We start from the raw sequence: 22,455 nt of genomic DNA on the forward strand, positions 1-22,455 counted from the left end.
ATGTGATTTCCTCCTCTATTTATGTCGTTATTAATGGTGTTGATACCTTAACCGTTCATCATTTTGGACATAACGTTTCTTACATTACACGTTTGAACATTTTTTCCATATCGTACGTCGAGTAATGGATGATAATCGGTCTTCCATGCGGGCATGTAAATGGATCCGAAGCCTTTCGTAAATCATTTAGCAACGTCTGAATTTCATCGTTACGCAAATGGCGATTGGCTTTGATTGAGCCTTTACAGCTCATCATAATAGCCGCTGCTTCACGAAGCTTCTTGATGTCGACCTTCTTCATCGCCAGCAGCTGTTCAATCATTTCCTCGATCGTTTCTTTTTCTTCACCCTTTGGAAACCATGTCGGGTGTGAGCGGACAATAAAGCTGTTCCCCCCAAACTCCTCCAGAAATACACCAACTTTTTCAAGCTCGCCCTTGTTCTCGATGATCTTTACATATTCATCGGTTGAATACTCGAGGGTTAATGGCATTAGCAGGTCCTGAAGATCATTCTCAACCCGCCCTACTTTTTCACGAAAATACTCATATTTAAGCCGTTCCTGGGCTGCATGCTGATCAATAATGTACAAGCCCTTTTCATTCTGGGCAAAAATATAGGTCCCGTGCATTTGACCGATTGGATAAAGCGGTGGAACCCTGCTCTCCGTTTGGACAGGACTTTCTTCTGGGACAAAAGAATTTGTTTCTGGTTCAAAAGAATATGTTTCCGGAACAAAAGAATGTGCTTCTGTTTCGACAGCCTCTGTTCCTGATTCGAAGTTCTCAAGCTCCCAACCTGCTCCCGCCGCCTCGTTTCGAAAAGGCTCTCTTGCAGGCTCGACTTTTGTTTCGAGAACGGGGCGCCGCTCTTGAATGCTTTCGGGAAAAACGGGCGGTTCCCAGTCTACCTCATTTTTCGGTGGGGGTGGCGGCATAAAGGATGGCTCGTTATCCAATAATAATGCCGTTTGTTCCGATTTTAGCTGTTCTTTTTTTACTGGTGTGAAGCCGGTTGGAATAAGCTGCCTGTGCTTAAATGCATTTTTTATCACGGCTGTGACGAGCTCATTTAGGTCTGCTTCTTTACTGATCCGCACTTCCATTTTGGCTGGATGAACATTGACGTCAACAAGAATCGGGTCCATAACAATATTCATAAGCACAAGCGGGAACCTGCCGATTGGCAGCAAGGTATGATATCCTTCCTGGATCGCTTTAGCAAGCGGATAGTTTTTGATGAATCTGCCGTTAATCATTGTTGATATATAATTCCTTGATGCCCGCGTTACTTCCGGCATTGAAGCGTAGCCGCTAATTTGAAAGTCAAGCGACTGACCTGAAATCGGGACCAGCTGTTTGGCAATTGCTAACCCATAAATGGCGGCCAAAACCTGGCGGACATCGCCATTTCCGTTTGTTTGCAAAAGCTTCCGCTCATTATGAATCAGCCGGAAGGCAACCTCTGGATGAGAAAGAGCTAAACGGTTCACGACATCGGTAATATTCCCAAGCTCCGTATGGATCGTTTTCATGTATTTTAAGCGGGCAGGAGTATTAAAGAACAGGTCCGTTACGGTAATATCGGTTCCTCTTCGGCTTTGTGCTTTCTCACATTCGGTCACTTTGCCGCCCTCGATCAGAACCCTGTTTCCTGCCCCCTCACCGGTTGAGGTTATCATTTCAAGCCGGGAAACAGAGGCAATACTTGGCAAAGCTTCACCGCGGAATCCGAGGGTCCGGATCCGGAATAAATCGGTCTCATCCTTGATTTTGCTGGTTGCATGCCGTTGGAATGCTGTTAAAACGTCTTCTTCCTCAATACCGTAGCCGTTATCGGTGATGCGGATTTTTGCAAGACCCGCTTCTTCGACTTCAATTTCGATCACGGTACTGCCGGCATCAATGGCATTTTCGACAAGTTCTTTTACAACCGATGCCGGACGTTCAACAACCTCACCTGCTGCTATTTTGTTGGACAATGCATCATCGAGCTGGATGATTTTTCTCATTGTTTCCACCTCCTAGCTTTTCAGCTTTTTATGCAGCTCATACAAGGTATTCATGGCCTGAATCGGTGTCATATCTAAGATATCAAGAGTTTTAATCTGCTCAAGAATCTTCTTCTCTTTTGCAGAAGGCTCCTGTTTCTTCGTTTCCTTCGGTTCGTCAAAAAAGGAAAGTTGTGCCGTTTCTTCTAAAATACTAGGCTTTTCAGGAATCGACTGTGCCTCAGACTGTTTTTCGTCCTCTTTTACTATTTTAACCGTTTGTTCAACTGGCTGTTCTTCAAGCTCTTTTAAAATTTCAGCAGCCCGGTTGATGAGTTCTTTTGGAAGCTCAGCCAATTTGGCCACATGAATACCATAGCTTTTATCGGCAGGACCTTCTTTTATTTTATGAAGAAAGACAACCCTGCCATTATGCTCAATGGCACTGACATGGACATTTTTAAGTTTGGCAAGCTCTTGATCCAAAACGGTTAATTCATGATAGTGCGTTGAAAACAACGTTTTTGCGCCAATTCGATTATGAATATATTCAATAATCGCCTGGGCAAGTGCCATGCCGTCATAAGTTGATGTTCCGCGGCCAATTTCATCGAACAAGATTAAGCTGTTTTGCGTCGCAAACGTGATTGCATTATTTGCTTCGAGCATTTCGACCATAAATGTACTTTGCCCGGAAATAAGATCATCTGCCGCACCAATCCGAGTAAACACCTGGTCGAAAATTGGCAGCACTGCTTCGGTTGCCGGAACATAACAGCCAATTTGCGCTAAGATGGCTGTCAAAGCAATTTGACGCATATACGTACTTTTCCCTGACATATTTGGTCCGGTTATCAATAAAACTTCTCGTTCATTGTCCATGAAGCAGTCATTTGGGACATACTCTTGTGCATTGAGGACTTTTTCAACCACTGGGTGTCTGCCCTCTTTCAACGCAACACGGCGGTCTTCGGAAAATTGTGGTTTCACATAATGGCGATCCTCACTTACTTGAGCAAAGCATTGCAACACATCAAGGGCACTGACCAATTTTGCTAAGCCTTGTAGTCTAGGAATATATTCTTTCACCGTTTCGCGAATTGTGGCGAACAAATCATACTCAAGCTCGCCGCATTTTTCTTCGGCCTCTAGAATAAGTGATTCTTTTTCCTTTAACTCTGGGGTAATGAACCGTTCTGCATTCGCTAACGTTTGTTTTCGTTCATAGCGGCCTTCCTCTAATAAATGCAGGTTCGCCCGGGTAACCTCAATATAGTAACCAAAAACTCTGTTGTAGCCAATCTTGAGTGATTTAATTCCAGTTTTTTCTTTTTCTTCTCTTTCCAACTGAGCTATCCATGTTTTTCCGTTTCGGCTTGCGTCCCGATATTGATCCAGTTGTTCATTGTAACCATCACGTATGATATTGCCTTCTTTTAATGAAAGCGGCGGGTTATCGATGATCGCTTGCTCCAATAAATCTGTTACTTCTTCACAAGGATCCAGTTTCTCTGCTGTTTCGACCGCTTCCTCATCCCCAAGTCCATTCATCAGCTCTTTTAACAGCGGAACTTGCTGCAACGATCTTTTTAATTGCACTAAATCGCGGGCGTTAACATTTCCAAACGCGACACGGCCTGCAAGCCGTTCCAAATCATAGACTTCCTTTAATTTTTCACGAAGGTCCTGACGTTCAAAAAAGTGCTGCAGTAAAATTTCGACCATGTTCTGACGGCGTTCAATCTCCTCCCGGTCAATTAAAGGCCGATCAATCCATTGCTTCAGCATCCTACCGCCCATCGCCGTCATCGTTTCATCCAAGAGCCATAACAGTGAGCCTTTTTTACCCTTTGAGCGAATGGTTTCGGTGAGTTCTAAATTTCGTTTTGAATAGTAATCAATTTTCATAAATTGCTGGATTTGATAGGTTGAAATCGGCTGCAGATGATCAAGGCTTCGTTTCTGGGTTCGATATAAATAGTTAAACAACCTTGCTGAAGCCTGCTTTAATTTGTTTTGGGTTATATCCTTGAGCAAATGGGTAAAATTATCGCCAACCGCATCATTGTCTTCAAAGGATATTGCAAGAATATCGCGCTCGCGCATTTTCTTTTGCAGTTCTCCGTCAAAGTCAGTTGCAACGACAACTTCTTTTGCACCTAATACCGCTAATTCATTTAAAACTTCTTCAAATTGGCTTGAAAGTAACGTAACCCGGCTTTCACCGGTCGAAAGATCGCTGTAGGCGAGTCCAAACGTATGGTCAGGAAATACAGTTACGGAAGCAAGATAGTTGTTTTCTTTGTCCGACAATCCGCGCCCTTCCATAATCGTTCCTGGGGTGATTAATTGGACAACTTCCCGTTTCACCATACCTTTTGTCAGCTTCGGATCTTCTACTTGTTCGCAGATTGCCACTTTATAGCCTTTTGCAATTAATTGTTCAATATAGCCTTGGACAGCATGATAAGGAACCCCGCACATTGGAATTCGCTCTTCACCGCCACCATCCCGGCTTGTTAAAGTTATTTCAAGTTCCTGGGATGCATTCAAGGCATCCTCAAAAAACATTTCGTAGAAATCTCCTAGTCGAAAAAATAAAAAGGCATCCTGATACTCTGCCTTTACGGTTAAATATTGTTGTATCATCGGCGTATAACCAGCCATAATTTCCTCCAACATTCGCATTATTCATTTCGTGTAGCTTCGACAAATATTATATCATAATTGGGAGGTTTCTTGATTTAGAAGTAATTGGTTTCTGTCCAAAAATAGACGCTGCTGTGGCTGATGTTGAATTTGCCTATTGACCTTTTTTGTTCTTCTCGATATAATAATAGACGTTCCTTAAAAACTGAGGAATTAAATTAATATGTCCTAGTAGCTCAGCACGATCGAATACGCTGCGAAGGATTACTTCAGCACACATGCCGAGCCGCTGCTTGAATAAGCTTTCTGAGGCAGGTGTGGGATTTTTCACCGTTACATTATTTTAAGGAAATTAACTTTATATGTCCCAGTAGCTCAGCAGGATAGAGCAACAGTTTCCTAAACTGTAGGTCGGAGGTTCGAATCCTCTCTGGGACGCTATCTAAAGAAAACGCTATGTTATGCGATTTGTTCACCGTCAATCATTACTGGACAATCACGTGACATAGCGTTTTTTCGTGTAGCTTTAGGACGTGGTTTTGATGACTGTAGGACTGACTCCGTTAACTGTAGGTCACTTCGGCTCTAACATGGAAGGAGCTAAAAAACGCATGAAAAGAAGATTCATCGGAGAAAGAGGTCTTAAAGACACACCTGATGTCCCACAGTTTAGGGATGTCTCATATTCATTTTTGGAGTCTATTGACATCTTTATTCGGGCTAAAACCGCAGAAGGATTACGTCCAGGGACCATTAAAGGTTACCACGATATTTTCCGTTACTTTCGGCAATGGTTGAATAATGACAAAACGAATGTCAATGAAATTACTACTGATTCAATTCGCCAATACATCAATTATCTAAGAACGGAAAGAACGCTTTATGCCGAGGACCCAATACGAAAACGGGAAGATAAAGGATTATCCGTTTATACGATTAACATTCGTTATTCGTGGTCTAAGCACGTTTTTTCGCTTTCTATTAACGAGGGTATCCTTCCGACTAATCCTATGAAAAATATATTCCAAGTGCGTGACGATGCCCACGAAGAGGTTCCAGGTATACCTGACGAACAAATTGACGCCATCATATCCTCTTTTGACGACAGGCAGTTTGCACAGTGGCGCGATAAGACGCTGATATTATTGTTATTGGATACTGGTCTTCGAATAAGTGAAGCACTATCATTATCTGCGGATCAAGTAAATTTCAAGGAATTATCGATTATTGTACCATCTCAGATCGCAAAGAATCGAAAGTCAAGTGAGATACCGATTAGCCGTGAGGTTGCTAAGAGGTTACGCCAATTGTTAGATGAAACCGAGCAATATTTTGGAGAGGGGTGTAAGTTATTCATGAACCCATATGGTGAGGATTTTACCGATGACGCCTTTCGTCGCAGATTAAATCGATTAAAGCGGAAATTAAATATACCGAAGCTGCACCCGCATATGTTCGCGTTCTTCTTCCATTCACCTTACGTTGAACTTGCGTTATCTATAAATTTTCGATTATGTACCTTATTTTTCCTGCTATGTGGAGGCGACTGTAATGAATCGAGTCGATGCCCTTGGTCGATAAAACGTTTTTCGATGCGTCTCAGAGCCTTTCTCTGCGCTTGCTAAGAATGGACAAAATAAAAAAAAACGCCATTTAGGCGACCTTGCTATTTACACCAAAGCACCCGTTCCTAATAAGAAATATTACACAGTAGACCCAAAAAGCGACATATTGATATAAAACAAAAACGCGTATAATTGTTGTAAAAAACAGGCTTGGAGGAATCAACAATGAACTCTGAAGAAAAGTTAAAGGAATTAGTGGATTACATTGCCGCAATGACGAATTACTATATGAATGTTTTATCAGAAGAAAAGACGGATGACAAAAGAGCCTATATTAAAGGAAAGCTGAATGCATTAAGTGACATAAGAAAAAAACTTAAAAAATTAGATAAAGGATAATGCACATTTTGAAGAAGTTATGCTTATTCAACTATCCGCCAGTTAGTTCAACAAGAAAAAGGAACTTCACAGTATGACCCTCGAGATTTTTCAACTCCGAAAGAATTTTTAAAAACGGATTTTGCTATTTGTACCGACCGATTTTATAGAGGGGGGTAGCGTTCAGCTCGTCAAGGTTTCGAGATTTGACGTTCATGTTTGAGTTACAACAGGCAAGTGCCGATATGACATGGTGGCTTTGTTCGTGATAGGGTGGCGGTGGCGCATTGTCCAAAAGAAAGACCGCTCTATACGTAAGAAACGGTCTAAACATGCTTATTCAAACGTTAGGCTACTTTCGTCACTGCTTTCTTCTTCGTCATCATCATTATGATGGCCAGAAACGACTATGAAGTCTTCATGGCGGAAAAACATAGTTGCCTCCGAGAAATCTAGTGAACTTCCATCAGATGAGAATCCTCCTGTGACACTGATCTGAATCTTATTCCCTGACTTTTCAACGTCTCCGCTTATGGTGACTATCAAAGCACGTGGATTGCTTGATGCTGTTGTACTAGTGGCCGTTGAGGTCGCGTCTATGAACAGCGGTTGATTAATCCCTGCTGCTGTGTTCGGGGGCAAAATGAAATTCGTTGGAGGTACAACTACTGGAGGCTTGACGACCTGGTCGATTCGTACCGTGGCGGTAAGTGTCTGGTTGGTCTGGTTACTTAGCAACACGATCACTACGTTGCAGTGACTGTATGGATGATGGGTAAAGTTAGGAACAAGAAAAGGTCCTGTACTTAAAGTCGCCATAAAAAACACATACTTTCCATAAAAAGTCTTTCTGTCCATTATATTAAATGCAAAGGGTATTTGTAACGGACAAATCACGGAGTTAATCTGTACAATTACTTATGTTGAACACTAAGGGTTTCGAGTTCACTTCGACTGTGCTTCCCACCAGTTGTAGTTTATAAGGAGTATGGTCGATCTTGATCGTAGGTGGCATACCCTAACCTGCTTTATCGTTACTATGAGTAATCAACCAAACGTAAAGCGAACCGTCATCAGTTCGCCTGTTTCTCCTCGTATTCCTTAACTAATTTATAGAACGTTGTCCGCTTCATATCCGCTCTTCTCATCGCCTCTGTTGCAGTGATCTGCCCCGCTTTCCACTCCGTATATACCGTAATGAATTCATCCGTTAGTTCCGCTTTTGGTCTGCCGAATTTTACTCCATTTTTAAATTTAACATCAATCCCTTCTCGTTGAGGCTTCTTGATCGGTTCTCTTTCCTCTTTAGCTAACCATGATAGTATCTTTAATACAGGGTCTAATCCTAAAGCTCGATCAACAAGTATCTTCTTCGTCAATGTTGTGAGATTTGACGTCCATGTATGCGTTACACCAGGCACATGTCGATATAAAGGGTGGGCCTTCGTTTGTGATAAGGTTGCTAGGTAAGTAGCTATTGTTCGTTTTAACTAAATAAGGAATTTAAAGGGTTTTGGTTTTGGCATGTTGTTTATTATAAAAAAAAGATCGTCGAATGACGATCGCTAATTTCTCCGAATTTTATAAAACTTTTCAAACAGAATTTAGCTCTTTGGACCGAATGATTTTAGTCAATTGCGGGTTCAAAACGTAAGCGATATTTTTTACGTATAGAGAAAAACAAAATAAAAAACGGAGAGTGATTTACTCTCCATCAGCTACAACGATTTCATATCCAAATGGTTTAAGATTTTGCTCATATACTTCCCGTGAAACGATATAGTACGTTTCTCCACCGTTATCAGTAATCACGACTTCACTCGGACTTTTATCTATTTTAGCTTCAATTAAACTATCATATGGAGCTCCTAGAAATTCCGTTAAATTTATCATTTAAACACCCCCTGTTGCGAGTGATTCTAACAGAATTTTGTGAAAGACGAAAGAGGGAATTTACATTTATTAAAGATTTAACTATATTGACCCATTCGATATTCGATCTATATCCACTCATTCTCCACAATCACCTCAATAACATCTTCAATTGATATCCGTTCATTCTCTCCAGGCTTTACTTCAATGCTTAGCTGATGAGTTATTGGATCAACGTAAGGAATGCGACCAATCACTTTCTCAGTAAATCCATCGGTCCATAACGTTAACTTTACGGTTAAATTACGTTCCATCGCATAACATATACGTTGGTCGAACTCTTAGGCCTCATATTCGTCATTAAACGGCTTAGGTTGGCGTTCTTGATCCTTATACATCGAGCGTTGCATTTCGAATGCTAACGGTATAAAAGAAGCTGGTTGCCATTTAATTTTACCGCGGTCACGTATAGTCATATTAATCACCTCACATTTATCATAAACGAACGAGTGTTCTGCATGGAAGTAAAAAAAGAACCTACATAGGTCCTATTATTTGCTTTCTTTAACAACTTTTTTATCTTAACTCTATTTTACAAAAGAGGGTATTCAAAGCAACCAAATTTATATGGTCGTTTTGAAAATTTATCTATTTACCCCTTCTTAGGGAGTAGGGCAGGGTTCTGCTGGTGGAAATATGGTTGGACATTGTGGCGGGAACATAAGCGCCGGACACACGAACGGTAATTCTGGACGTGGAGCACAGAATTCTGCAGTAATTTCAAGTTTTACTAATGCTTCCATTTGAATGTTTTGGCACATATTAATTGAAATATCAAGCTGTTGGAATGTAAATAACCCAGGTGAAGCACCAGGACGGCAAATTAGGTTTGCGTCACATTCAAAATCTGTAATTTCACATTGTAAGAATGTACCTGGAGGTGCGCAAAGGAAGAATTTTTCAGCTACTGCAAATGGAATTGGCGTAGTTTGGCAAAATACTCCCTGAGGGTTCGTTACGCGAACAACCACAAAACCTTTCTTCAATACTTTTACTTTTTGAAGCGTTACAGTTTCACAAGTTGGAAGAGTGAAAGTTCCAGTTGCACGTCCTTCTGGCTGAGCAATTTCAGTACAAAGGATTGAACCGGGTGCAAGCGGGTCTACTGGATTACCTTCCTCATCTGTTACGAAGCAATCAACTGTAAAAGTGTTGCCTAAAACGGCACAAGGGTCATCGGATAATCCTGGAGATGGGGAGACACCGCCAGGGCAGTCAAAGAAAAGTGTTGTTCCCAGGTCGCTTGCATTGAAGCTGATCAGGGGCACATCTGATTGTCGAGTAACCCAGTCATACACTTTGTTAACTTTAATACAAAGAGTTTCCTGACCGCCATTCACTGATCTAAAATCCATGAATAAAACCATCCTCTCTTAATTAAGGTTACTAATTAGTCAAATGACATTGTTATCATATGTGTTGAATATGTAATGTTTACTTAATTTAACTTTACCCACTATTAAATTCGTTATTTTCACTAAACATCAAACGAAACATATTATGAAATATTCCATGAATAAAACCTCTTTAAAAAAGCGGGGACAGTTTGTGTAAGGGAAGCTTTCATCTTCTCGTTAGGCTGCCCCGTTAACAACGAGCCAAACTAAAAAAACGTCACCAATTAAAGTAAGGTGACGTAAAATAATTGATATTTAAATACGTAATTCAACGGTAAGTGTAAATATGTTGATTCTGGAAGTCTATTCGTCATTTATACATGCTCGCTTCAATAGAGATACATAATTCCATTTTGCATCTACAGTCCTTCGAATCCCTTTTCAATTGCATCCTCTAAGTCCTTTCCGTACATCTCTACATAGCGCCGTAAATTTTCTAACGACTGGTGACCCGATAACCGTTGCAACACAAAAATATTCGTACCTGCCTCGACCTTTAACCGGCAAAGTGTTCTTCTAAATGCTTCGAATCCTCTCTGGGACGTCCAAAAGCCCTTGCGTAGCAAGGGCTTTTTCTGTTTTTACTGTTATAGGTATTAACTAAGGTTCCAAAGTATTTTATTACTCCTGAAGACAGGTGCATCTTACGAGAAATGGAGTCAAGCGTATGCTTAAAACCACCTTTTTGATGATAAAAAAGATCGTCTTCTTTTTACGATTCTATTCAAAAAAATTACTTTTTTCTTTTTATTCCTTACGGCCCGCAGCTTTTTCTTTTGCGGCTTGAGAAACTTGTTGTCCATGGTTGTTTGTCGTTGTAGTTGTTGTCGTTGGCGCAGTCGCAGCAGCAGATTTCGTGCTTGAAGCTCCTGTTGAAGTACTATTCGACTTTGACGTAGTGCTCGTTGTAACCGCTATTTTCATTGCAGGCGCCGGGTTCGTTACAGGTACAATACCAGTAGCAGGTGCTGTGTTCGTTATAGGCGCAATGCTATTTACAGGTGCTGTATTGGTTGCAGTCGCTGTTGTATTGACAGTCGGTGACGCAGTACGAATGGTAGTCGTATTCTTTTCATTCACGTTTATGTCCTGATTACTCTTATTTTCATTTTTGGAAACCGCTTGCGGAGCTGAATGATTATCAGGTAGAGTGGTTTGCACGTCTTTTACATCTGTTGTTGGTGTTTGATCTTTCACTATTTTTTCTGCTTGGTTACTGCCATTTGCCGTTTTGTGATGTCCGGAATTGATAAAAGTATTTCCTTGTGTTGATAGCATACTAGAATGATCGGCTAATAAGGCGTTGGTGACAGAAAATGTAATGGATCCCACTAACACCATAGAAAGGGCTCCTTTAGTAAGTTTGTTCATGTTTTTCCCCTCGTGTCTTTTTGTGCTCGATCGCAATACAAGTATTCGTCCAACCCTATGTTGTTTATGGGGGTATTATGTCACTATGTGTAATTAGGCCGTATGATTGCAATGATTGCCCTCAATTGATTTGTCTCCAAAAGGATTAGGAGACTTATTCCGGCTTTTCTTCTTTAAGAAGAAAAGAAGTTTTTCGTACTGATCAATCAAAAGTGATTTAAGACTAATAAAAACCAAAAATATACTCCAGTACCATTAAAAAATTAACAACATTTTCACCCTACCCCCAAAATTCTAAAATGACTTCCTAACCTTTTGTTGTTATTCATTTTTTGTCGAAAAAACATCTGTACGCTGATGCAGACGTTCAGGATCCACTGATCGGTTAACCGCGCCTGTTACCGAAATGTAATGTTTTTAGAGATTTTAATGGTATAAAATCAATCTATTAAGTTATAATTATACATTTTTCGACACTACATCTATAGGGAGGGATCATAGTGAATCGAGTTTTTAAATGGATTGTTAGATCATTGTTTGCACCTGTCACGGGAAGTGGAGGAGCGGTTGCGAGTACACTTGGTTTTTTCCTGGGCTTTTTACCTTTATATAGTTTAAGAATCCCATTAATGCTTGTTTTTTCACTTTTGTTTCGTCTTAATATTGTCGCTTTATTCCTTGGAACGTTGTTTACGATTTTTATTCCTATCATTCATCAATTACCATTCCTGAAGTTACATGTATTGGAAAGATACTTTCCAATACATGCTAGTATTAATAACTGGTCATTTTCTACCCTCAAACATAAAGTACCATTTTCAACAGGGGTCCTGGGAGGCTTAATCGGTCTTGTCTGCTATTTTTTCTTCTACTGGGTTTATAATTTAGGACTAAAAAAAAGGGAGCGGAATCAAGAACATGTTTTTCTTGATCCCACAAAAAGACGCTGGTCGGTTATTAAACGGATGAGTTTAGGCTTTCTAGTGTTCTTTGTTTTAGTATCGACTATTTTTATTGAAAGCCTTATTACTAACCCGGTATTTCCTAACCTGCAATTGAATAAAAGCGCAGCATCGAGTGGGATTGTACCGATTAATCAAAGTTTCAGTGATGCTCAACTTGCATCACAGCTTCAAAAAACGGAGCCTTCCCCTGTTGTTCAAAAAAATCTATTGAACAAAAATCAAGTTTCGGATAAACAAGAAGTTTATGGCTTTTACGTCAATTGGGACCCAAACAGTAAAACTTCTTTTAAAAAAAATATCAATTCAATTACAACCTTAATACCGGAGTGGCTGCAGCTTACTCCTGACCTTACCTTTAAAACCAGCACTGCCTCTGCTATTTCTACAGAGGCAAAAGCACGTCATATCAAGGTTCTCCCATTAGTTAATAATTTCATTAATAATAAATGGGATGGAGATACTCTTCACCGGTTATTTACTACTCCCGGAGCGGAAGATCTTTTTATTAAAAATTTGTTGGCTTATGTGAGAACAAATGACTTTGCCGGTATCAACATTGACTTTGAAGAAATCAATGAGAATGATAAGGCTAATTTTACTCGATTTATGGATAAGGTATCAGAGCAATTTCATCAACATGGTCTTATGGTAACAATGGATGTTCCGCCAAAGAACAATAGTTATGACTATGCTTCATTAGCAGCTGAAGTTGACCGGATGATTGTCATGCTATATGACCAGCATACCGCCCTGAATGCTCCGGGACCTTTAGCTACATCTGATTGGGTAAAAGAGAGCTTAAACCAGCTCAATATTCCATCCCAGAAATTGATTGTAAGTTTGGGAAGCTACGGTTACGACTGGGAAGAAAACTCCAATCAGCCCGCAGATACGATGACGTTCGGGGATATAATGAATCTTGGAATTGGTACAAACCTGCAAATCCATTGGAATAGACAAGCCGGCAACCCTTATCTTCGTTACAAATTAAACGGAGAGAACCATATTGTTTGGTTTTTAGATGCTGCTACATTTTATAATCAAATGAAACTGGCGGTAAACAGCGGTTCAAAAGGAATCGCAATTTGGCGTCTCGGTTCTGAAGATCCTTCTATCTGGAATTACATGAATAAACCGAAGGAAATACAAAATCCATCCAATGCCCTTAAAACCATAGTCAGTCCTGAGCCTGTTCACTATACAGGTGCCGGCGAGATTTTAAAAATTGTTTCTTCATCTGAAAAAGGGAAAAGAACGATTCAAACCGATTCGGATGGAATTATTCAACAAGAAACCTATGCTGCATTACCAAAGCCTTTTGAGGTGGTCCGGTATGGCAAACCTAAACGTAAAGAAGTCGTGCTAACCTTTGATGACGGTCCGGATCCAACCTATACACCACAAATATTGGACATCCTAAACAAGAATCATATAAAAGGAACCTTCTTTATCGTTGGAGAGAATGCTGTACTGCATCCGGAACTGATTCAAAGGATGTATAAAGAAGGCCATGAAATAGGCAGCCATACCTTTACTCATCCCGATGTTGCATCCACCACACCATTTCAAACGAAGATGGAGCTAAATACAAATCAGCGCTTATTTCAGGAAATTACGGGTCATTCGATGAACCTTTTCCGCCCGCCGTATGAAGCGGATGCAGAACCAAGCACTAGGAGTGAACTTCTTCCTGTTTTAAGGGCACAGGAAATGGGATATACAATGGTTGGGGAGCTAATTGACACCAACGATTGGCAAAGACCTCCTAGTAGTAAAATTGTAAAACGCGTAATTGACCAACTTCCAAAAGGAAATGTCATCTTGCTCCACGATGCTGGCGGTGACCGCTCCAACACTGTAAAAGCTTTGCCGATCATTATTAATGAGCTCAAAAAACGCGGCTATACCTTTACCACCGCTGCTCATCTTATTGGAAAAAAAGATAGTCAGGTTATGCCTCCTGCTGTTCAGGATAGCCCTTATTTAATCTATGACAAGGCTGTATTTAAAGTCATGCAATGCTGGCGATTAGGATTAAGCGTCCTGTTTTACTCAGCAATCATTTTAGGAATTCTTCGCCTGATTATCTTCTTTTTTCTTTCCCGAAAACAGGTAAAGGCTTATAAAGAGACCAAGATTGACCCTGAGTTTACACCTTTTGTAAGTGTTGTTATTGCGGCCTATAACGAGGAAAAAGTAATTGGGAAAACGATTGATTCTATTTTAGCCAGCGATTACCAAGCTTTTGAGGTGCTGGTTATCGACGATGGATCAAAGGATGATACTGCTGATGTTGTTCAAAAAACTTATGCAGACCATTCCTTAGTCAGATTACTAAAAAAAACCAATGGAGGAAAATCTTCCGCTGTTAATCTTGGTTTTAAAGAAGCAAAAGGGGAAATTGCGGTTGCTCTTGACGCTGATACACTCATTGCTGATAATGCCATCTCACTGCTTGTTAACCATTTTAAAAATGAAAATGTTGCTGCTGTTTCAGGTAATGTTAAGGTCGGCAATAAAGGGAACCTCCTGACAAACTGGCAGCATATCGAATATGTGACAGGCTTTAACCTAGAGAGAAGGGCCTTTGCCGCTCTCAATTGCATTACGGTTGTACCGGGTGCGATCGGTGCATGGAGAAAGACGGCCGTAGAAGATGCAGGATACTTTAAAGAAGATACACTGGCAGAAGATACCGATATCACTCTTACCCTTTTACGCCAAGGGAAAAAGATTGAATTTGAAGAAAAGGCTTATGCCTTTACAGAAGTGCCGGAAGATATTAAAGGTTTGGCAAAACAGCGTTACAGATGGGTTTATGGTACCCTGCAATGCTTATGGAAACATCGGGAGGCTTTATTCAATAAAAAACATAAATCATTAGGATATATCGGCCTTCCAAACATGTGGCTTTTCCAATATATTTATCAAACAATATCACCTCTTGCAGATATCTTGTTCATTATGGCCCTTTTTGGCGAGCATCCCGGAAAAGCATCCATTGGCTTTATCCTGTTTTACTTGCTGGATTTCGCTTCTTCTCTATATGCGTTTCGATTAGAGAACGAAAGTCCTAAACCACTTGGTTCCTTGTTCCTGCAGCGAATTTTGTACAAGCAGCTTATGACTTATGTCGTGATAAAATCCATCTTTTCGGCAATAAAGGGAGTAACCGTTGGTTGGAATAAACTAAAACGAAAAGGTAATGTAACCCAGGAAACTTATATCGCAAAGGTTAAGGAAAATATGTAATGGAATATCCGCACAAGTCTTTCCCATTTGGGGAAGGCCTTTTTTATATTGATTTATAAGTGCTTTACCTACGGGCGAAAAAGCATTACGTATATGATGCTCATGTCCATGTTGAACCACATTAACTCCAATTAAAACTTCAAATCATTTTATTAGAATCAGCCCGAAACTAGCCCTCAAATTATAAATCTGAGGGCAAAAGAATGGAATACTTTATTGCTAGTAAGGACCTATATTAACTTAGTCTTTATCAATTACAACATTTTGTGCACGATTGGATAGATCACTTAAAATTGATAGGAATTTATTCGCCTCACGAGTAACATGATCAGCAAGAAGGGGATTAATCACGCTTAATATTTTACATTGTTCGATTAAATCTCGCGCATCTCGTTTAAAGTTACGAAGATCAGTGGTAGCTCTTTGAGCATCTTCAGTAAAGCGCGTTAGTACATTGAAGAAGGAAGGTTCCGTTTGTTTGACCATTGATTCTAAATCCCGGGCCTGTGCTAATAATTGATCAAACTCATCTGAAAAAGTACTTGCAACGGTAATCAGTTTCCGTTCTGATTGGTCAAGTAATGAAGCAATAAACTTACTGTGATCGGCCATAATTCGAAGCCAAAAGACATTTTCATCAACGATTCGATCTGCAAGAGGTTCACGCCTTCCTTCGTTCAGCCCCCTCAAAGTTTCAACAAAATACCCGGCTTCACGTGCAATGTGATCAATTAAAAGTGGAAAATTAAATCCTCCAATTTTACATTGGATAATTAATAATAAAACCTTAGATTTAAACTCTCGAAAACTCCGTGCAAGTAAAATACTCTCTTCATTAAATTTTAATACCACATCAGGGTCGCGACGTAATTTGGCAACTTCCATTAACCGTTTATCAAATGCAGCGAAAAACTGATCTGCCTGTCTGATCAAATTTTTATCATTTCTGTCAAAGCCCTGTGACATAAACAATGCGTGTTCCTTCATGATACGCAGCCAGAAAAGATTCTCATTAATTGACTCTGTAACAAAATCCATCTCTGTTAATTCTTCTCCCACCCATGTACCCCTCTCTTTTTCTAAATTTAGGCGTTATCCCAAAGCCTGTAGTTTTATATATGTCATAGCTTCACAGAATGGTACTAGCCATTAACTATCCTATTATCCGGGACAGGTAAATAGAACCTCTTTTGCTCACTACTTCCCAATTACTTGGATAATCATAAAGAATGATTGAACTGTCATGATTGTTAGTCATTTTAATTGGGCATCATTCCAAAGTAAATCCGGTAACAGCTGATATGCGTAAACATACTATGAAATGCCAACATCTAATTGAAAGGGGCAAATTGTTTATGAATCAGTCATTCCCTATTTTTTGCTATACATTTGCTCGTAATTGTCCGGAACCTGATACCAGTATTAATTTAGAAGATTTTATTGGTAGTTCTGCAAAAATTACTAAACTTGAGAATGTACTTGGAGAACAGCTACGTGATGAATTGAAACGCCTTGGAGGTAATAAACCTTTACCGGCTATACGTAAATCTAAAAAACGGCCGTCAATTGAATGTCGAATTTTAAGCTATAAGTAATTATTCAAGATGAAAAAAGAATTGAAGTTTTAGGAGGATATTCGTTTATGAAGAAAAACCCTGATTTTTCCTTCTAGGAAGTAATCAGGGTTTTCTTAATTCTTAAGTTATTAAAATTGGATTTTTTCATTAATTTCCTAGGTTCAATTTCACTTCTCCATTGCCATTACTCCAGTACGCGACAATTGACATATGCCATAGGGAATAAACTGGTTTACAGTTGCGTTAATCTTTTCTGAATCACCCACTGCCTGGATAATCATCGTTTTTGTGCCGATGTCTAATACTGTTGCCTGAATTTTTTTGACAAGATTAGTCATCTCTTCAAACATACTTGGCTCCACGTTAATTTTCAAAAGCGCTAATTCACGCGTAACTGTTTCTTGAGGACTTAGAAGTGTTGCTTCGTAAACGTCAATTAATTTCAATAGTTGATTTACCATCTGATCCACTTGGCTGTTGTCACAGGTTGTAACAATAACAATTCGTGATAATCCAGCTTCTTCTGAGGCTCCAACCGTAATACTTTCCATATTATATCCCCGCCTGGTAAAAAGACTTGTTATTCTCTGCATTACCCCCGGGTGATCTTTTACTAACAGCGAAATTGTTTTTTGATTTTCCATGACCATTATTCCTCCATCTTCATTTCACTAAGGGATTTACCCTGTAATACCATTGGTAGGACTGTCTCACTTTTCGGTACAACAAAATCAATTACTACAGGACCCTGTGTCTCTAACGCTTCTTTCCATACAAGCTCAGCTTCTTCTTTTGTTTGTGCTCTAAGCCCTTTTACTCCATACGCTTTAGCCAATTGAACAAAGTCTGGACTTCCTGATAAATCTATGTGACTATATCGCTCTTCGTGTACAAATTCCTGCCATTGCCGGACCATACCCAATACCTGATTATTAATAATCACCACTTTTACAGGGATGTTATGAATTGCACAAATGGCTAATTCCTGGGCACACATTTGCATGCCGCCATCACCATTGATGGAGATGACCAAGCGGTCTGGATTTCCCATTTGCGCTCCGATGGCGGAAGGTAATCCAAACCCCATCGTCCCCAATCCCCCTGAAGTTATTAAAGATCGAGGATGATTAAACTGGTAGAATTGGGCTGCCCACATTTGATGCTGCCCTACATCGGTGGTGATAATTGCTTCACCTTTGGTCGTTTGGTGAATCATTTCGATCACATATTGCGGCTTTAGCACTTGCTCTTCATCCTGATACTTCAAAGGAAACTTCAGTTTGTTTTCCTTAATTTGCGAAATCCATGCTTCCGATTGAGCAGGCTTGGCTATTTCATTCGCCATTCCAAGTACGGACTTTATATCACCAACACAAGGGATATGGGTCTTAACGTTTTTTCCAATTTCAGCAGGATCAATATCGATATGGGCAATCTTTGCATGGGGTGCAAATCCCTCCAAATTCATCGTAACCCGATCATCAAAACGGGCACCGATACTAATCAACAAATCACTATTTTGTATCGCTGTATTCGCGGTATACGTCCCATGCATTCCCGGCATTCCCATCCATAATTGATGGGCACTTGGGAATCCATCTAATCCCAAAAGCGTAGTCGTAACAGGGATTTGTGTCTTATTGACAAATTCCAAGAGCTCCTCGTGTGCTCCCGAATGAACAACACCTGCTCCTGCCAATATTACAGGACGTTTTGCCTCCGAGATGGCTTTTACTAATTTTTCAACTTGTCGTTTGTCAGGTGATTTATTCGGTTTATAACCACGGAGTTGAATCTCCTCCGGATAGGTAAAGGTTGTTTTATTAGATGATACATCCTTTGGGATGTCAATCAGTACAGGACCTTTTCTACCGGTGGATGCTATAAAAAATGCCTCATGAATAATCCTTGGCAAATCCTCAACATTCCGAACTTGATAGCTGTGCTTTGTAATGGGCATCGTTATACCCATAATATCTGCCTCCTGAAAAGCATCCGAACCAATTAAAGATGTAGCAACGTTACCAGTAATAATAACAAGTGGAACGGAATCCATATAAGCCGTGGCAATTCCCGTAACAAGATTTGTTGCTCCTGGACCCGATGTAGCTATACAAACACCCACCTTGCCTGTTGACCTTGCATAGCCATCCGCTGCATGGATCGCTCCCTGCTCATGGCGTGTTAAAACATGTTTAAAATCCTTGTTCCCATACATGGCATCATAAATGTATAATACAGCCCCACCCGGATAACCGAAGACACAATCTACTCCTTCTAATAGCAAGGAACGAAGCAAAATTTCTGAACCTGACAGGTAATCAGGCTTTAATAATTTTTCTCGTAGATTTCCCTGAGATAAAACTGTTGTACTTTGAGTATCCATTCGTTATCCTCCTTCAAAAAATACATTCTTTAATTTAAATTTAAAAAAACTCCTTCATCCCACCGCACGCAGTATGTGCGAATCGGGACGAAAGAGATTGCTTCCGTGGTACCACCCTGTTTTGTTACATGCCTCACAGCATATAACCTCAGCAGGTCTCAAACTACTTGAAACCTTTAGCACAGTAACGTGTGCCATCCGGTTTTCCTTATTAGCGAGTTGTTTAACCACAATATTCAGGAAAACTGCTCAGAGGTGACTTCGAACCAGGGGTTATGGCAAAGGTTCCAGCAATTCCTTTGCTCTCTGTACATAAGTGCCCTGTATCTTGATCCTCGTCATAGCCTATCTTTTTTTCATTTTCTTAATTTAACCGTAATACATTGTTAGATACAAAAAACCTCTTTCATCTCGACACACGCAGGAATTGCGTATGTCGGGACGAAAGAGGTTGACTTCCGTGGTACCACCCTGTTTTGTTATATGCCTCACAGCATATAACCTCAGCAGGTCTTTAACTATTTAAGACCTTTTGCACAATAACGTGTGCTTATCGGTTTTCCCTACTAGCAAGGGTGTTTAATCCCTATTGTTCAGAAAAACAGCTCAGAGGTGACTCAAAACAATGGTTTATGGCAAAGGTTCCAGCAATTCCTTTGCTCTCTGTACATAAGAGCCCTGTTTCTTAATCCTCTTCATTGCTATATATTATCAACTTATTGCGAATTTTATTATAATTAAGAAAAAATGTCAACAGTCTATTTAGCCTAAAGTGAAAAATGTTCAGCAAAATTTATACATTTTGGTGGTATTTCGTACATGACTTGATACAATCATTTTTTACTTTACACAAGTGTAGACAAATGCTTATTGACATCATATTCAATTAATTCTTCACCATTTTTGATACGATGCAGAAAATCAGGATTAGCAATCAATGGACGTCCAAATGCAGCTATATCGATTGTACCCTCTTTTATTGCTTGTTCAGCTATTTCTGGATTTAAATGCCCTACCCCCACAATGATGTCATTCCAGTATTTTCGCACCAGCTGATGCAGCGTTTTCCCATCTGCTAACACATCCCTAAAGTCCTTCATTGCAGTGGATGGGTGGACCATTTTCACACCAACCTCTTTGAAAGCTTCAATAAATTTACGAATAGCTTCCTCTGGATTCGACATGATGTTGTCAGAAAATCCGCCTTTCATAAGAGAAAAACGGATTAACGTGCGATCCGCACCAATCTCATCGATGACTGCAGTTAATACTTCTTTCATGAAAGTAAGTCGTTGGGCAAAATCTCCCCCATAGCGGTCAGTCCGCTTATTCGTGAGATCGGAGTTGAATTGGTCAATCAAGTAGCCATGTGCTCCATGGATCTCTACTCCATCGAAGCCGGCTGCTCGTGCATTTTTTGCAGCCTGGGCAAATTGTCGTACCACTTCTTGGATATCTTCTATCGACATCTCTTCAGGAACATCATAAGGTTTGCGGAAGCGATGAACTAATCCTTCTGCTTGAATAGCGGAAGGGGCCTGGGGAGGTAGACCGCCTGTTAGTTCGTGATGTGTAAGTCTTCCAACATGCCAAATCTGCGCAATAATTGTGCCCCCTTCGTTATGTACAGCTTCGGTCACATTTTTCCATGCTGTAATTTGTTCTGGAGAATACAAACCTGGGACCCCCGGATTCCCTTTCCCTTGTGGGCTAATTACTGTTCCTTCCGTAATAATAAGACCGATACCATCGGCTGCGCGTTTCCTGTAATACTCGACCACATCTGGGCCGACAACACCTGTCTGGTCATCAGCAAAGCAGCGTGTCATCGGTGCCATAGCGGTACGTGTTCTTAAGTTCCAAGCTCCAACCTTAACAGTCTCAAAAAGTTTCTCTTGTACTGATTGTTTCATTGTGGTTCCTCCTGTTCTACATGGCTTTACACCATAAACTTCTATGTTGATCCTTTATTTGTTCTATAGTTCGAATATATTCGAACTATTTAACGGTATCACATTTTTATGTTATCATGCAATTATGAGAACACTATTTCATCCCAATTGCTCAGATATTCAATTAACAGCTGTATTATACGCTTTAAGTGATCCCATAAGGTTGAATATTGTCAGAAACTTGGCAGGCAGTAAAGAACTAACCTGTGGTGCTTTTGATATATCTATCGCTAAATCAACACTTTCACACCATTTTAAAGTGTTGAGAGAATCCGGAGTGATAGAAATAAGACTAGAAGGAAGGCAGCGTTTAATCTCTCTTCGAACTACTGACTTAGATAATCGTTTTCCCGGATTACTAGAATCGATCCAAACAGCAACTAAACCTTTTTAAAATTCTACTCAGCCTGAACAATTAGGTAGGATTTTTAGCTTTTGTAAATAACCAAGCAAAACTTCTGAAACCATTTTAGTTTCCCCGTTTTTAACCTCTTTATGTTAAAACGTTCAATTTTGCTTGTCGTTTATACATTCGCTGAAATGAAGGTGATTACCATGCCTATAATGGGTTTTCCATATAGACGCATCAATTCAGTTACACCACCAAAAAGAAGAGACTAGCAGCTAGTCTCTTCTTTTGTGTTTTCAATATGTTTATTTTGTTTTATTAGCTAATTCTTTTAAGGCATCTGTAAGTTGACCATTCAAATTACCTAAAGCTTCCTTATCAAGAGTAGCTGCTTCTGATCCGGCAATGGTTGGATCAAGATATTTTTCAATTTTTTCATAGCTGTCTTTATTGTCTTTTTTCACTTCATCTTCAAACGAAGACCATTGATCTTCCAGTTTAGGACCAACCTCTTTTACCTTTGCCTTGTCTCCGCTGTCAATTGCTTTTGAAAGCTGTTCGGTTGTATCCAACATTTTATTTACTCCAGCAGAAACTTTACTATTCTGTGAACCGCAGCCTGCTAAAAGTAATGCACTGCCAAGACCTACTGTTAATATCATTGAAGTTATCTTTTTCATTTTCTCTCCTGC

Annotated in this window: 16 protein-coding genes, 1 tRNA gene, 2 pseudogenes and 2 other annotated features; of the genes and pseudogenes, 6 read left to right on the forward strand and 13 right to left on the reverse strand. The window is 40.0% G+C overall.

What is annotated here, in order from left to right:
- Positions 1 to 79: 79 nt before the first annotated feature.
- On the reverse strand, positions 80 to 2,011 hold the full coding sequence (gene mutL / locus JN080_RS12675) for a DNA mismatch repair endonuclease MutL (protein WP_256236378.1): 1,932 nt from the start codon (positions 2,009 to 2,011) through the stop codon (positions 80 to 82).
- Between the two features lie 12 nt (positions 2,012 to 2,023).
- A complete protein-coding gene (mutS, locus tag JN080_RS12680) occupies positions 2,024 to 4,657 on the reverse strand; it encodes a DNA mismatch repair protein MutS (RefSeq protein WP_256236379.1) in 2,634 nt (877 codons plus the stop codon).
- Positions 4,658 to 5,003: 346 nt separating this feature from the next.
- Here mutS and JN080_RS12685 point away from each other — a divergent pair.
- From JN080_RS12685 to JN080_RS12695, 3 genes are all read left to right on the forward strand, one after another.
- Positions 5,004 to 5,077, forward strand: a tRNA-Arg gene (locus JN080_RS12685).
- Between the two features lie 104 nt (positions 5,078 to 5,181).
- A complete protein-coding gene (locus JN080_RS12690) occupies positions 5,182 to 6,264 on the forward strand; it encodes a tyrosine-type recombinase/integrase (RefSeq protein ID WP_256236380.1) in 1,083 nt (360 codons plus the stop codon).
- A 165-nt stretch (positions 6,265 to 6,429) separates the two neighbouring features.
- Complete coding sequence (locus tag JN080_RS12695; protein ID WP_256236381.1) at positions 6,430 to 6,603, forward strand: hypothetical protein; 174 nt, start codon at positions 6,430 to 6,432, stop codon at positions 6,601 to 6,603.
- Positions 6,604 to 6,918: 315 nt separating this feature from the next.
- Here JN080_RS12695 and JN080_RS12700 read toward each other — a convergent pair whose 3' ends face one another.
- From JN080_RS12700 to JN080_RS12725, 6 genes and pseudogenes are all read right to left on the reverse strand, one after another.
- Entirely contained in the window at positions 6,919 to 7,440 is a 522-nt protein-coding gene (locus tag JN080_RS12700; protein ID WP_256236382.1) for a hypothetical protein, read from the reverse strand.
- 215 nt (positions 7,441 to 7,655) lie between these two features.
- Positions 7,656 to 7,961: a recombinase family protein gene (locus JN080_RS12705; protein WP_309144674.1), complete on the reverse strand. Its 306-nt coding sequence runs from the start codon at positions 7,959 to 7,961 to the stop codon at positions 7,656 to 7,658.
- A 325-nt stretch (positions 7,962 to 8,286) separates the two neighbouring features.
- A complete protein-coding gene (locus JN080_RS12710; protein WP_256236383.1) occupies positions 8,287 to 8,475 on the reverse strand; it encodes a hypothetical protein in 189 nt (62 codons plus the stop codon).
- Positions 8,476 to 8,582: 107 nt separating this feature from the next.
- Positions 8,583 to 8,783 (reverse strand): annotated as a pseudogene (locus JN080_RS12715) (YolD-like family protein); the annotation flags it as partial.
- A 333-nt stretch (positions 8,784 to 9,116) separates the two neighbouring features.
- Positions 9,117 to 9,869 (reverse strand): BMQ_0737 family morphogenetic spore coat protein, encoded by a 753-nt coding sequence (locus JN080_RS12720; RefSeq protein WP_256236384.1) that lies wholly within the window; start codon positions 9,867 to 9,869, stop codon positions 9,117 to 9,119.
- 789 nt (positions 9,870 to 10,658) lie between these two features.
- On the reverse strand, positions 10,659 to 11,282 hold the full coding sequence (locus JN080_RS12725) for a hypothetical protein (protein WP_256236385.1): 624 nt from the start codon (positions 11,280 to 11,282) through the stop codon (positions 10,659 to 10,661).
- A 500-nt stretch (positions 11,283 to 11,782) separates the two neighbouring features.
- Here JN080_RS12725 and JN080_RS12730 point away from each other — a divergent pair, with 500 nt between their 5' ends.
- On the forward strand, positions 11,783 to 15,499 hold the full coding sequence (locus tag JN080_RS12730) for a DUF2062 domain-containing protein (RefSeq protein WP_256236386.1): 3,717 nt from the start codon (positions 11,783 to 11,785) through the stop codon (positions 15,497 to 15,499).
- Between the two features lie 240 nt (positions 15,500 to 15,739).
- Here JN080_RS12730 and JN080_RS12735 read toward each other — a convergent pair whose 3' ends face one another.
- The gene (locus JN080_RS12735; protein WP_256236387.1) at positions 15,740 to 16,558 is read right to left on the reverse strand and encodes a DUF2935 domain-containing protein; all 819 of its coding nucleotides are present in this window, start codon (positions 16,556 to 16,558) and stop codon (positions 15,740 to 15,742) included.
- Positions 16,559 to 16,854: 296 nt separating this feature from the next.
- On the opposite strand from JN080_RS12735, the gene JN080_RS12740 reads away from it, so the two are divergent.
- Positions 16,855 to 17,094 carry a hypothetical protein gene (locus JN080_RS12740; RefSeq protein WP_256236388.1) on the forward strand — a complete coding sequence of 80 codons (240 nt, stop codon included), beginning with the start codon at positions 16,855 to 16,857 and terminating at the stop codon, positions 17,092 to 17,094.
- 149 nt (positions 17,095 to 17,243) lie between these two features.
- Here JN080_RS12740 and ilvN read toward each other — a convergent pair whose 3' ends face one another.
- The 3 genes and pseudogenes from ilvN to JN080_RS12755 all read right to left on the reverse strand — a co-directional run.
- Positions 17,244 to 17,720 (reverse strand): acetolactate synthase small subunit, encoded by a 477-nt coding sequence (gene ilvN / locus JN080_RS12745; RefSeq protein ID WP_256236494.1) that lies wholly within the window; start codon positions 17,718 to 17,720, stop codon positions 17,244 to 17,246.
- Between the two features lie 5 nt (positions 17,721 to 17,725).
- The gene (ilvB, locus tag JN080_RS12750; protein WP_256236389.1) at positions 17,726 to 19,462 is read right to left on the reverse strand and encodes a biosynthetic-type acetolactate synthase large subunit; all 1,737 of its coding nucleotides are present in this window, start codon (positions 19,460 to 19,462) and stop codon (positions 17,726 to 17,728) included.
- Positions 19,463 to 19,542: 80 nt separating this feature from the next.
- Positions 19,543 to 19,813: a binding site (T-box leader), on the reverse strand.
- A gap of 83 nt (positions 19,814 to 19,896) precedes the next feature.
- Positions 19,897 to 20,170, reverse strand: a binding site (T-box leader).
- A 137-nt stretch (positions 20,171 to 20,307) separates the two neighbouring features.
- Positions 20,308 to 21,369 (reverse strand): annotated as a pseudogene (locus JN080_RS12755) (oxidoreductase); the annotation flags it as partial.
- A 130-nt stretch (positions 21,370 to 21,499) separates the two neighbouring features.
- Between JN080_RS12755 and JN080_RS12760 the strand changes: the two are divergent.
- Positions 21,500 to 21,808, forward strand: coding sequence for an ArsR/SmtB family transcription factor (locus JN080_RS12760; protein ID WP_256236391.1), 309 nt, complete (start codon positions 21,500 to 21,502; stop codon positions 21,806 to 21,808).
- Between the two features lie 260 nt (positions 21,809 to 22,068).
- On the opposite strand, the gene JN080_RS12765 is transcribed toward JN080_RS12760, so the two are convergent.
- Complete coding sequence (locus tag JN080_RS12765) at positions 22,069 to 22,443, reverse strand: hypothetical protein (RefSeq protein ID WP_256236392.1); 375 nt, start codon at positions 22,441 to 22,443, stop codon at positions 22,069 to 22,071.
- Positions 22,444 to 22,455 lie beyond the last annotated feature (12 nt).

This window comes from Bacillus sp. EB600 (genome assembly GCF_024494385.1).
In the GTDB taxonomy this organism is placed as follows: Bacteria; Bacillota; Bacilli; order Bacillales; family Cytobacillaceae; genus JAEVLT01.

Coding starts and splice junctions, on each gene's coding strand:
- mutL (WP_256236378.1), bottom strand. CDS start 2,011: ATGAGAAAAATCATCCAGCTCGATGATGCATTGTCCAACAAAATAGCA.
- mutS (WP_256236379.1), bottom strand. CDS start 4,657: ATGGCTGGTTATACGCCGATGATACAACAATATTTAACCGTAAAGGCA.
- JN080_RS12690 (WP_256236380.1), top strand. CDS start 5,182: ATGACTGTAGGACTGACTCCGTTAACTGTAGGTCACTTCGGCTCTAAC.
- JN080_RS12695 (WP_256236381.1), top strand. CDS start 6,430: ATGAACTCTGAAGAAAAGTTAAAGGAATTAGTGGATTACATTGCCGCA.
- JN080_RS12700 (WP_256236382.1), bottom strand. CDS start 7,440: ATGGACAGAAAGACTTTTTATGGAAAGTATGTGTTTTTTATGGCGACT.
- JN080_RS12710 (WP_256236383.1), bottom strand. CDS start 8,475: ATGATAAATTTAACGGAATTTCTAGGAGCTCCATATGATAGTTTAATT.
- JN080_RS12720 (WP_256236384.1), bottom strand. CDS start 9,869: ATGGATTTTAGATCAGTGAATGGCGGTCAGGAAACTCTTTGTATTAAA.
- JN080_RS12725 (WP_256236385.1), bottom strand. CDS start 11,282: ATGAACAAACTTACTAAAGGAGCCCTTTCTATGGTGTTAGTGGGATCC.
- JN080_RS12740 (WP_256236388.1), top strand. CDS start 16,855: ATGAATCAGTCATTCCCTATTTTTTGCTATACATTTGCTCGTAATTGT.
- ilvN (WP_256236494.1), bottom strand. CDS start 17,720: ATGGAAAATCAAAAAACAATTTCGCTGTTAGTAAAAGATCACCCGGGG.
- ilvB (WP_256236389.1), bottom strand. CDS start 19,462: ATGGATACTCAAAGTACAACAGTTTTATCTCAGGGAAATCTACGAGAA.
- JN080_RS12760 (WP_256236391.1), top strand. CDS start 21,500: ATGAGAACACTATTTCATCCCAATTGCTCAGATATTCAATTAACAGCT.
- JN080_RS12765 (WP_256236392.1), bottom strand. CDS start 22,443: ATGAAAAAGATAACTTCAATGATATTAACAGTAGGTCTTGGCAGTGCA.